Origin of the sequence: Amphibiibacter pelophylacis, from assembly GCF_037688875.1 — a bacterium.
Lineage (GTDB): Bacteria > Pseudomonadota > Gammaproteobacteria > Burkholderiales > Burkholderiaceae_C > Amphibiibacter > Amphibiibacter pelophylacis.
On record NZ_JAWDIE010000011.1, the window covers coordinates 15,208 to 27,820 of the forward strand.

A 12,613-nucleotide genomic window follows, 5' to 3' on the forward strand; every position below is an offset into this window, starting at 1 on the left:
CCATGACCGCTGCCGCCTCAAAAATCACCCGTCTGGGCGCCCTGCTGCTGACCGCGCTGGCGCTGGGCGGCTGCGCCATTTTCCCGGGCGGCGCGTCCACCACCGCCTGGGTCAGCAGCTTTGGCGACTGGCCTGCGGGCCGGACGGCGGGCAGCTATGTGTTTGACCGCCTGCCCTCGCAGCAGGGCTTTGCCGGCCTGCCGCTGGCGCCGGTGCTCAATGCCCAGGGCAAGGTGCAGCGCGACGAGAACAGCGCCAGCCTGAGCCCGCTGGAGCGCAGCGCCCAGGCCGTGCTGTCGCGCCGGGGCTTTTTCCCCGCGCCGGTGGGCAGCGCGCCGCAGGTGCTGGTTCAGGTCAGCCAGACGCTGGAGCGCGAGGTCGCGCCCAACCCGCTGCGCGTGGGCTGGGAGCTGTCCGTGGGCCTGGGCCACCGCCACCGTCACCGCAATGGCGTGTCGGTGGGCGTGCTGCTGGGCTCGGGCTACGACGATCCTTTCGACGCGGGCTGGCCCTGGTACGCCTCGCCCGCCTGGGGCCCGGCGCGCTACAGCGTGGTCTACCAGCGCCAGATCGCGCTGGTGCTGCGCGACGCCGCCAGCTCACGCGTGCTGTATGAAGCCCGCGTCCAGGAGCCCGACGCGCGCAGCGACGACCCTGCCCTCATCGAAGCCCTGCTGGACGCCGCGCTGGCGCCCTTCCCGCAGGCCCGCCCGCAGCCGCAGCGCGTGGGGGTGACATCCGCCCCCCGGCCGGTGCCGCCGCTGGCGCCCGCCCTTCCCCAGTAACTGAATCCGGAACCCTGTCCCATGAACGCCACATCTCCCCTGCACGTCATCATCATGGCCGCCGGCAAGGGCACGCGCATGAAATCGCGCCGCCCCAAAGTGCTGCACCCGCTGGCGGGCAAGGCGCTGCTGCGTCACGTGCTGGACACCATGCAGGGCCTGGGCGCGGGCGCTGAAGCAACGCTGGTCATCACCGGCCACGAGGCGGGCGAGGTCGAAGCCGCTGTGGGCCCTGATGCCCGCTGTGTGCGCCAGAGCCCGCAGCTGGGCACCGGCCACGCCGTCCAGCAGGCTGTGCCCCATCTGCCCGACGACGGCGTGACGCTGATCCTGAACGGTGACGTGCCGCTGACCCGGCTGGAGACCGCGCAGGCGCTCATTCAGGCCTGCGCCGGCCAGCATCTGGCGCTGCTGACGATTTCGCTGGACGACGCCACGGGCTACGGCCGCATCGTGCGCGACGCGCTGGGCGGCATCCGCGCCATCGTCGAGCACAAGGACGCCACGCCCGAGCAGCGCCACATCCGCGAGGTCTACACCGGCATGATGGCGGCGCCCACCGCCTGGCTGAAACAGGCCGTGATGGCGCTGGGCAACGACAACGCCCAGGGCGAGTTCTACCTGACCGACATCGTCGCCACCGCGGTCGCGCAGGGCGTGGCGGTGCGCAGCGCGCATCCCGCCGAGGCGGTCGAGGTGCTGGGCGTGAACAGCCCGCTTCAGCTCGCCGAGCTGGAGCGCCTCTTCCAGCGCCAGCAGGCGCTGGCCCTGATGGAGGCCGGCGTGCGCCTGGCCGACCCGGCGCGCATCGACGTGCGCGGCACACTCAGCTGCGGCCAGGACGTCAGCATCGACATCGGCTGCGTGTTCGAGGGCCGCGTGGTGCTGGGCGACAACGTGCGCATTGACGCCCACTGCGTGCTGGCCGACTGCGAGATCGCCAGCGGCACGCACGTGTCGGCCTTCTGCCACATCGACGGCGCACGCGTGGGCGCTGACGCCCTGATCGGCCCCTACGCCCGCCTGCGCCCGGGCGCCGACCTGGCGGCCGACGTGCGCGTGGGCAATTTTGTCGAGATCAAAAACAGCCGCCTGGCGCGGGGGGCCAAGGCCAATCACCTGGCCTACCTGGGCGACGCCACGGTGGGCGAGCGCGTCAACTTCGGCGCAGGCTCGATCACCGCCAACTACGACGGCGTCAACAAACACCCCACCGTGATCGAGGACGACGTGCTGGTCGGCTCCAACTGCGTGCTGATTGCGCCGGTGCGTCTGGGCGCAGGCGCGACCATCGGCGGCGGCAGCATCATCAGCAAGGACGCGCCGCCCGGACAGCTCAGCATCGCGCGCACGCGCCAGGTCAGCCTGTCGCACTGGCACCGGCCGGTGAAAAAGCCCAAAACAGACGCCGCCGGATGAGCGATAGCCCCAGCACGCCGCGCCCGGCCAGCGCGCTGACGCACATCTGCGTGCGCGGCGCCCGCACGCACAACCTGCGCAACCTGGACATCGATCTGCCCAAGAACGCGCTGGTGGTGATCACCGGGCTGTCGGGTTCGGGCAAATCCAGCCTGGCGTTTGACACGCTTTACGCCGAGGGCCAGCGCCGCTACGTCGAGAGCCTGTCGGCCTACGCGCGCCAGTTCCTGCAGCTGATGGGCAAGCCGGATGTCGATGTCATCGAAGGGCTGTCCCCCGCCATCGCCATCGAGCAGAAGGCCACCAGCCACAACCCGCGCTCGACCGTGGGCACGGTGACCGAGATTCACGACTACCTGCGCCTGCTCTACGCCCGCGTGGGCACGCCGCACTGCCCCGACCACGGCCACGCGCTGGCCAGCCAGAGCGTCGCGCAGATGGTCGATGCGCTGCTGGCCCAGCCCGAAGGCACGCGCCTGATGGTGCTGGCGCCGGTGCAGCGCGGCCGCAAGGGCGAGGGCGAAGTGCTGTTCGAGCAGATGCAGGCGCGCGGCTACGTGCGCTTTCGCGTCAACGGCGAGGTCGCCGAAGCCGGCAGCCTGCCGCGCCTGGCCAAGCACGAGAAGCACGACATCGACGTCGTCGTCGACCGCATCAAAATCCGCCCCGACATCGGCCAGCGCCTGGCCGAGAGCCTGGAAGCGGCGCTGCTGCTGGCCGACGGCAAGGCCATCGCGCTGGACATGGACAGCGGCCAGGAGACGCTCTTCTCCAGCCGCTACGCCTGCCCGGTGTGCGACTACGCGCTGGCCGAGCTGGAGCCGCGTCTGTTCTCGTTCAACTCGCCGCAGGGCGCGTGCAGCCGCTGCGACGGTCTGGGCCACATCACTGATTTCGACCGCGACCGCGTCGTCGCCTTCCCGCAGCTCAGCCTGGCCAGCGGCGCCATCAAGGGCTGGGAAAAGCGCAACCCCTACACCTGGACGATGCTCAAGGCCGTGGCCGCGCATTTCGTGATGGATCTGGAAGCGCCCTTCGCCAGCCTGAGCCCGCGCCACCAGGACATCCTGCTCTACGGCTCGGGCGACGAGGCCATCCGCTTCACCTACACCGCCGACGGCCCGGGCGGACGATCGCGCCACGTCGAGCGCGAACACCCCTTCGAGGGCATCATCCCCAACTGGACGCGGCGCTACCGCGAGACCGATTCCGCCGCCGTGCGCGACGAACTCGCCCGCTGCCAGAGCAGCCGCCCCTGCCCCGATTGCGCGGGCGCGCGCCTGCGCCGCGAAGCGCGCCACGTTGTCCTGCCCTGCGCCGGGCCGCTTGCGGCCGATAAAAAACGCACGGGCGTGGCGATTTTCGATCTGGGCCGCCTCAACCTGGCGCAGTGCCATGCCTACTTCGAGGCGCTGCATTTTGACGGCGCCAAGGCGCAGATCGCCGGGAAAATCGTGCGCGAGATCGCGTCGCGGCTGCGCTTTCTGAACGATGTCGGCCTGAACTACCTGAGCCTGGAGCGCAGCGCGGACACGCTCTCGGGCGGCGAAGCCCAGCGCATCCGCCTGGCCAGCCAGATCGGCAGCGGCCTGACCGGCGTGATGTACGTGCTGGACGAGCCCAGCATCGGCCTGCACCAGCGCGACAACGAGCGCCTGATCGCCACCCTGCGCCACCTGCGCGATCTGGGCAACACGGTGATCGTGGTCGAGCACGACGAGGACATGATCCGCGCCGCCGACTGGGTGCTGGACATGGGCCCCGGCGCGGGCGTCCACGGCGGGCGCGTGCTGGCCGAAGGGCCGCCGGAGGTGGTTGCCGCGCACCCCGATTCCATCACCGGACGCTACCTGTCCGGCGAGCGCCGTGTCAGCCGTCCGGCCATGTCTGATGCGGGCAAAACATCCAAAGCGCCTACAGCGCCCAAAGCCCCCAAAGCGCCAGCCCAGGCTGAAAAAGTCGCAAAACCCGGCAAAAGCGCCAGGGCCGCCCCGACCCGCCCTGCGCTGCGCATCACCGGCGCGCGCGGCAACAACCTGAAAAACGTCAGCGTCGATCTGCCGCTGGGCGAATTCATCTGCGTCACCGGCGTGTCGGGCTCGGGCAAATCCACGCTGATCAACGACACCCTGCACGCCGCCGCCGCGCGCCTGCTGCACCACGCGCACACCGAAGCGGCGCCGCACGACACCATCGAAGGCCTGGACGCCATCGACAAGGTCATCAACGTCGACCAGAGCCCCATCGGCCGCACGCCGCGCAGCAATCCGGCGACCTACACCGGCCTGTTCACGCCCATCCGCGAGCTGTTCGCCGATCTGCCCACCTCGCGCGAGCGCGGCTACGGCCCGGGCCGCTTCAGCTTCAACGTGGCGGGCGGACGCTGCGAGGCCTGTCAGGGCGATGGCATGGTCAAGGTGGAAATGCATTTTCTGCCCGACGTTTACGTGCCCTGCGACATCTGCCAGGGCGCGCGCTACAGCCGCGAAACGCTGGAGGTGCGCTACAAGGGCCTGAACATCCACGAGGTGCTGGGCCTGACGGTCGAGGACGCGCTGGCCCTGTTTGGCGCCCTGCCCGCGCTGCAGCGCAAACTGCAGACGCTGATGGACGTCGGCCTGGGCTACATCACCCTGGGCCAGAGCGCGACCACGCTGTCGGGCGGCGAAGCGCAGCGCGTCAAGCTGGCGCTGGAACTGTCCAAACGCGACACCGGCCGCACGCTCTACATCCTGGACGAACCCACCACCGGCCTGCACTTCGCCGACATCGACCAGCTGCTGCAGGTGCTGCACCAGCTGCACAGCGCGGGCAACACCCTGGTGGTCATCGAGCACAATCTGGACGTCATCCGCAACGCCGGCTGGGTCATCGACATGGGCCCCGAGGGCGGCTCCGGCGGCGGCCAGGTCGTCGCCACCGGCACGCCCCGGCAGATCGCCGATCATCCGGCGAGCCATACTGGACGCTTCCTGAAAGCCATGATGGGGTGAAAACCTGGACGACACGGGTAAACCCTGTTTTCGCATCCAGTAAATTAGGGTTTTCATGGGTATGTGTCGGGATACCACACAAAGCCCTCAGTGAATTCAGCCTTGCCGACGGGCAGAAGCAGTAATCTGTGCATAATGGTCAGACCAAGGCTTGGGGATATTCATCCCTTGGGCCTACTCATCGCAGTAAGACCCTCAAGGAATACAAATATGGCCACCATCCTGTCAAATCTTGTGTCCAACTCGCCTGAGCTGACCATCACGCGCAACAGCGATGGTTCGTTCACGCTGACTCACCCTTACGGGGTCGAGCGGATCAATGCCGATGGCTCCGGCACCTACGAGCGCAACGCCCTTTATGTGTCCCTGCCTGAGCCGGATTACTACAAAAACGCGGACGGCACGCCCCGCCTGACGCCCGCTGGCACGCCCGACTACATTCCGCAGGCCAGTTACGCTTTCACGGCGGTGCTGCGGGACACGGACACAGGCATGACGCGCAATGCGCCCCAGACCCTGAAGATCGTGGCGACCGATGATCTGCCCTCGGTGACGGGCAACCTGGGCGGTACTGTGGCCAGCACGGCAGCCAACCCGGTTCTGGCCGGCCAGATCACGGTGCAGGATCCGGATATCAAGGATGGCAAGGCCTACCAGAATGGCACCCGGGCCGCCAGCGGTATTATTGGAAAATATGGTTCACTGAATATCGATGCCGATGGGCACTGGCAGTACACCTTGAACAAAAACAATGCCGAGGTCAAGGCCCTGGGGCCTCAGGGCGTCCTGACAGATACCCTGGCGGTGACGGCCGGTGACGGCAAAACGCAGATTCCCATCACCATCAACGTCCGGGAAACGCTCCCCACCACAGTATTGAACGGGGCCAGCGTCACATTCACCGAAGACACGCCGCCTTATGCACAAAGCGGTGTTCTGACCGGAACCGATGCCAACGGCGGGAAGATTGTTTTTCCTGTGGGCAGCCAGTCGTCCGAATTTGGCACGTTCACGCTGGCCGCCAGCGGCGCGTGGACCTACACCCTGAAAAATGACGGCGCCGATGTGCAGTCGCTGCGCGCGGGCGAGGAGCTGACCGAAACCATCCAGATCAGCGCGGGCGGTGCCACGGCCAATGTGGTCGTCACCATCGCGGGCGTGAACGATGTGCCCACCGTCACTGGCGTGCGCACGGCGGTGGTCACCGAAAACAACGGCAGCGGCGTGGTCAAGGCCGAGGGGCAGATCGTCGTGACCGACAAGGATCTGGACGAGAGCGGCGTGACCGCAGGCACCTACACGGGCCAGTACGGCACCGTGGTGCTGGGCGCTGACGGCCGCTGGGTGTACACCCTGGACCAGAGCAAACCAGCAGTCACCGGCCTGAATGACGGCGCGCGGCTGACCGACACCATCGTGGTGCGCACGCTGGATGGCACGCCGGTGGATGTCGTCGTCGACATCAATGGCCGGTCCGTGACGGCGCCACCGCCCACACCCACGCCAGCGCTGGGCAGCCTGTCTGGCCTGGTCTGGTCCGACACCAGCGGCGACGGCATCCGCCAGACGGGCGAAAATGGCATCGCTGCCGTGGGCGTCGAACTGCGCAATGCCGCAGGCGCGCTGCTCGCTTCGACGACCACCGACGCCAGCGGGCAGTACAGCTTTGGCAACCTGGCAGCAGGCCAGTATGTGGTTGATTTCCGGGAATCCAGCGCTGCGCTGAACGGCCTGCGGCTGGTCGCCGCCAACCAGGGCAGCGACACCACGCGCAACAGCGACGCGACCAACACCAGCTGGAATGCCACCGGCGTGCTGACGCTGGCCGCCGGTCAGACCCTGAGCCACATCGACGCAGGCTATGCCCCGGTGGCCAATGCCGGCGTGTCCGGCGTGCTGTGGGCCGACACGAACGGCGATGGCGTGCACCAGGCGGGCGAAACCGCTGGGGTCGCGGGTGTCAGCGCCGTGCTGCGCAAAGACTCCGACAACTCGGTCGTGGCCACCACCACCACAGGAGCCAATGGCGCGTACAGCTTCTCGGGCGTCGCGGCCGGACGCTACTACGTGGATTTCGATGCTAAAAGCCCGGCCCTGGCGGGCAAGGTGTTCAGCGCTGCGACTGCGGGGGACGCGGCCAGCAACAACGATGTACAGAACGCGGGCGGCGAGACCTCCCACTTCACCCTGGGTTCAAGCCAGCAGCTGGCCCACGTTGACGGCGCGGTGCGCGCGGTGGTGGCGGCCGCCACCTTTGTCGAGGACGCCCCGCCCTACACGCAAAGCGGCAAGCTGCCGGGCACCAATGCCGCTGGCGAAACGCTGGTCTTCCCTGCCTCCAGCGCGCCCGGCGATTACGGCACGATCACGCTGAAGACCGACGGCAGCTGGTCTTACACCCTCGACAACACAGCGGCTGCGGTCCAGTCGCTGGCCGAAGGCGACGAGATCAAAGAGGTCTACACCATCGGCGAGGGCGCAACGGCCACCGACATCACCATCACCATCCGGGGGAGCAACGATGCGCCTGTGGTCAGCGGCAACCAGGCCGCCAGCCTCAGCGCAAACCACGGCAGCAGCGCGGTCAAAGCCGAGGGCACCGTGCGCGTAACCGATGCCGATCACGACCAGAGCGGCGTCAAGGCCGGCAGCTACACCGGCCAGTATGGCGCGCTGGCCCTGGATGCGACGGGCCACTGGGTGTACACCCTGGATCAGTCCAAAGCCGCAATTGCTGCCCTGGCCTCGGGCCAGAAGGTGACCGACAGCGTCGCTTACCAGACGCTGGACGGCACCCGCGAGACCATTGCCATCACCATCGAGGGCGCGAAGCTGGGTGTGACCGTGGCCGAGCAGTCGGCCCTGAAAACCGTGGTCGGCAGCGAGGACACGGCGCTGACCCTGGGCTGGAGCCAGTTTGGCGTTGGCGGCGACGGATCGGCGCTGGGCATCAAAGTCGTCAGCCTGCCCGCTGACGGCGCGCTGCAGCTGGGCGGCAGCGCCGTGACCGCAGGCACCGTGATCAGCCGGGCGGACATTGATGCAGGCAAGCTGAAATTTGTGCCCGATGCCAACGAATCGGGCATCGACGCCTTTGCCACCCCCGGCGTCGGCAACCTGAAGAACGATTACGCCCAGTTCCGCTTTGCGGGCAGCGATGGCGTGACGCTGACTGCCGAGCGCACGCTGACCGTGGACATCCGTCCGGTCACCGACGCGCCCGTGTGGATCGCGCCCAGCGCGGAATCGGTGCTGCCGCCCGCCGCCGGAACAGTGCTGTACACCGAAAACCTGGCCGACGGCCAGGCGCAAGGCTGGCGCTCCTACAAATCGGCGACGCCCGCCACCACCGAGCGCACAGAAATTGCGCCCGAAAGCGCCTACCTGGGCGGCACAGGAACCCGCCCGCTGATCGAGGTGGAATCCGACCCCGGCGTGAATGTGCTGGGGACCACGCTGGTCACCGATCCGGGCGCGGTCTACACCTTTTCGCTGGACTACGCGGCGCGCAAAGGCGCTGAAACAGGCGGAGACAGCAAGCTCGCTTTCTATGTGAACGGCGTCGAGCGCGGGGTGATGGACACGCAGTCGACCACGCTCACACCCTTCAAGTTCACCTTCACGGGCACGGGCTCTGACCTGCTGGAATTCCGCAGCGCGAACGCCAACGGGGCCGGCGGGCTCGTGAGCAACTTCAAACTGGTGGCCGGCAGCGGGGATCTGCCTGCCCCGCAGCCCGTGACCCGCCTGGTCACCAGCGAGGATTTTGAAGACGGACAGGCTCAGGGCTGGACAGCATACAAGCTGGGCACCCCCGGGACGCCCGAAGCCGTGGAAATCGGCCCGCAGTCGTCTTACCTGGGCGGCAGCTCGACCAACAAGGTGCTGGAGGTGGAATCGACCGCGGGTGTGAACACACTGGGCCGCACCTTCCAGACCGTGGCCGGGGCCGATTACAGGATCAGCCTGGATTACGCGGCACGGCAGGGCTTCGAGAACACCAGCAAGCTGTCGGTTTATGTCAATGGCGTCGAAAAAGCAGTGATGGACACGCACAGCGCCAGCTGGAAGAACTTCGAAGTCAGCTTCAAGGGCACCGGCTCCGACCTGGTGGAACTGCGCTCCGCCGATGCGAACAGCGTGGGCGGCGTGGTCGACAACATCCGGCTGTATACCAGCGATCCGGCCACGGCAGGCAGCGCGCTGCCGTCCAGCACGCTGACCTACACGGGCGATGGCACGCAGGCCAACCCGGCGACGCTGTCCGTGCAGGGCACTCCGCCGCTCAAGGTGCCCGTGGGCCTGGTGGGCTCGGTCGATGCCGATGGCAGCGAAACCCAGAAAATCATCCTGAAAGGCCTGGAACCCGGCTACGGGCTCGCCGACAACCAGGGCCACAGCTACCTCGTCCCGCCCGAGGGCGTCAATCTGGTGGTTTACAACAGCAGGGACACGACGGGCGGCAACTGGGATCTGGGCTCGCTGCGCATCATCCCGCCTGCGGACAAGCTGGGCACCCTTCATCTGGTGTTCGAAGCCACCAGCCAGGACGTGGGCGATGCGGTCAAAACCACGCCGTACTACGTCAACCTGAACTGGTCGGAGGTGCCAACCTCCTCCGTGTCGGGCGTGGTCTGGGTGGACAGCAACGAGGACAAGGTGCGCCAGGCGGGCGAATCCGGGGTGGCCGGTGTGGTGGCCCAGCTGCGCGCGGTCAATGCCGACGGCAGCCTGGGGGCCATCGTGGCCACCACCACCACGGGCGCCAACGGCGAGTACAGCTTCACCCAGCAGAAGTCGGGCCACTATCTGGTTGATTTTGATGAATCAAAACTGCCCGCAGGCGCCCGCTTTGTTCCGGGCGGCGACACCGACATCCGCGACACCAGCAACAGCGGCCACACCTACGCCTTTGATCTGACCCAGGGCCAGGCGCTGAAGAATTTTGATGCGGCCGTGAAGCCCCAGGGCGCGACGCTGAGTGGCTCGGTCTGGAACGACGCCAACGGGGACGGCATCCGCCAGTCCGGCGAAGCGGGCATCGCGGGCGTGACCGTGGACGTGCGCGTGGCGGGAACGACCAACTCGGTGGCCACAGCGGTGACGGACGCCAGCGGCAACTACAGCTTCAGCGACATCCGCCCGGGCAAATTCTTTGTGGATTTCGACGAAACCAGCGCGGCACTGCGCGGCAAGGGCTTCACGCAATCGCATGTGGGCAGCAACACGGCCGTGGACAGCGACGTGGTCAACCCCGGCGCCGGGTGGACCAGCGAGCTGACGCTCAACAGCGGCGATACCGTGCAGCACATAGACGCGGGCGCCCGTCCGTCGGCCGTGACCGGTCGCCTGTGGCACGACGCCAACCTGGATGGCCAGCAGAACTCTGGCGAAGCGGGTCTGGGCGGTGTCCAGGTTGCGCTGTACGCCACCGACGCGGCAGGCAACGCCATCAACCGGCTGGTGGCCACCACGACCACGGGAGCGGATGGCACTTACAGCTTCGGCAACGTGCCGACGGGCCGCTATTTTGTGGATGTCAACGAAAGCCAGCTGCCTTCCGGGTACCGGCTGTCGGCCGGCGGCGATTCCAGCCTGCGCGACAACAGCAACAGCGGCTGGTCCAAGCCCTTTGACTTCACGGCCGGACAGACCATGATCCTCAACGCCAGTGCCAGAACGGGCGGCGTGACGGTGTCCGGGCACCTCGCGGACCAGCAGAACGGCAATTACGCGCTGGTGAACTGCCTGGTCCAGCTCTACGTCAAGGACAGCCGGGGCGAATACGCCATTGCCTCGACGCGCGCCGATGCCCATGGCGATTACGCCTTCAAGGGCGTCATCACCGAGCCCGGCAACTACTACGTCAAGTTCAACGCGGACGGCAGTTATGGCGGCAGCAACGCAGGCAAAGCGGTGATGTGGGACACCCACAACTCCGGTTCGAGCGATTCTGTCGGCGGCGACGGCTGGCGGGTGGGCTGGGGCTCGGTGTTCACCGTCACCCAGTTCGCCATCAACAACACGTCTGAAACCGTCGTCCGGGCTGATGGCACCATGTACCGCAGCAGCCCGATCGCCATCGATCTGAACGACGACGGCCACATCAACACGGTGGGCGTCGACTACGGCAGCGAACACCGCTTTGATCTGCTGGGCACAGGCGACAAGGTGCATTCGGGCTGGCTGGCCAAAGGCGATGGCTTCCTCGTCATCGACACCAACCACAACGGCCAGATCGACAGCGTCCACGAGATGTTTGGCGGCGCCATCGGTCAAGGTTTCGCCACGCTGGCCCGGTATGACAGCAATGGCGACGGCTACATCAACATCCACGACAAGGATTTTGGCGCGTTCAAGGTCTGGGTCGATGCCAACGGCGACCGCATCACCGAACCAGGCGAGCTGAAAACGCTGGCCGAGGTGGGCATCGTGGCATTGAAAGTCTCTTACGAGATCGACCCGAGCAACGACGGCCACGGCAACGTGGTGATCGAGAAGAGCACGGCCATCCTGGCCAACGGCCACGAGCTGCTGATGGGCGATGTCTACTTCCAGGTGGACAGCGGCACCCTGAGCGTCACGAACCTGGCCGCACTGGCCGAGAGCAGCGCCGCCAGCGCCGCCCACGTGGCCACGCTGGGTGCTGCCGAGCAGGCGGCCATCCAGCAGGGCATTGCGGACGCGGCCGCCGGCCGGGCGACCGAAGGCGACGCGCACCCGGCGGCGCAGACTCCGCCACACGGCAGCCTGCACCTGGCTGATCTGCTGCCCGCCGCCGGAGAGGGGCATCTGGATTTCTCGAAGCTGCTGCCCGCTGGGCCTGGCGCCGAAGGGAATCCTGCGATCCGGGATACGGCGGCTCCTGCGCCGGGCGAAAGCAGCCCGCACGCCGCGCTGACCCCGGCGCTGGATGCCGACCAGCTGGTTCTGGCCGAGCTGACCCGGCTGGGCCAGCACCTGAAAGCCGAGCAGCAGCACGCCTGAGTCTGGCGGCCTGGCCGCCTGCTGCACTGCCCCCGAAAGCCAGTCCGCGTGAGCGGGCTGGCTTTTTTTGAAGCAGCCCCTCTGTCGTTAAAATTACAAGGCCGACACCACGGTGGAGAGCCTCAACGAGGTCATCATCATGCTGGTGGTGCTGGGCCTGATCGACGTGGTGATTGCTGAAGGTGAAACTGGCCACGGCCATCATCGGCATCAGCTCGATCCACCTGCTCAAGAGCTTCATCAACGCCGCCAATTACTCCGAGCAGGTGCTGATGTGGCAGACGCTGATCCACGTCGTCTTCCTGCTCAGCGCCATGGCCATCGCCTGCACCGACAAGCTGCTCAACCAGTCGGCCGCCGCCGCAGCAGCAGCGCACGATCACCGCGCATAAAAAAACGGCATGGCCCGCAGGCCATGCCGTTTCATCG

Annotated in this window: 4 protein-coding genes and 1 pseudogene; all 5 read left to right on the plus strand. The window is 67.2% G+C overall.

Translation table 11 applies throughout. The features are described from left to right. The first annotated feature begins 2 nt into the window (after window positions 1-2). The gene (locus RV045_RS08410) at window positions 3-785 is read left to right on the plus strand and encodes a DUF4136 domain-containing protein (RefSeq protein ID WP_423235339.1); all 783 of its coding nucleotides are present in this window, start codon (window positions 3-5) and stop codon (window positions 783-785) included. Between the two features lie 21 nt (window positions 786-806). Further along, the gene (glmU, locus tag RV045_RS08415; protein WP_423235340.1) at window positions 807-2,204 is read left to right on the plus strand and encodes a bifunctional UDP-N-acetylglucosamine diphosphorylase/glucosamine-1-phosphate N-acetyltransferase GlmU; all 1,398 of its coding nucleotides are present in this window, start codon (window positions 807-809) and stop codon (window positions 2,202-2,204) included. Beyond that, window positions 2,201-5,197 carry an excinuclease ABC subunit UvrA gene (gene uvrA, locus RV045_RS08420; protein WP_423235341.1) on the plus strand — a complete coding sequence of 999 codons (2,997 nt, stop codon included), beginning with the start codon at window positions 2,201-2,203 and terminating at the stop codon, window positions 5,195-5,197. The genes glmU and uvrA overlap by 4 nt, the downstream gene beginning before the upstream one ends. A 210-nt stretch (window positions 5,198-5,407) precedes the next feature. Continuing rightward, on the plus strand, window positions 5,408-12,184 hold the full coding sequence (locus RV045_RS08425; protein WP_423235342.1) for an SdrD B-like domain-containing protein: 6,777 nt from the start codon (window positions 5,408-5,410) through the stop codon (window positions 12,182-12,184). Window positions 12,185-12,278: 94 nt separating this feature from the next. Further along, window positions 12,279-12,576, plus strand: a pseudogene (locus RV045_RS08430) (TIGR00645 family protein); the annotation flags it as partial. Window positions 12,577-12,613: the final 37 nt, after the last annotated feature.

Bases quoted from the DNA above. Each gene is read 5' to 3' on its own strand.
- RV045_RS08410 (WP_423235339.1), top strand. From the start codon at position 3: ATGACCGCTGCCGCCTCAAAAATCACCCGTCTGGGCGCCCTGCTGCTG.
- glmU (WP_423235340.1), top strand. From the start codon at position 807: ATGAACGCCACATCTCCCCTGCACGTCATCATCATGGCCGCCGGCAAG.
- uvrA (WP_423235341.1), top strand. From the start codon at position 2,201: ATGAGCGATAGCCCCAGCACGCCGCGCCCGGCCAGCGCGCTGACGCAC.
- RV045_RS08425 (WP_423235342.1), top strand. From the start codon at position 5,408: ATGGCCACCATCCTGTCAAATCTTGTGTCCAACTCGCCTGAGCTGACC.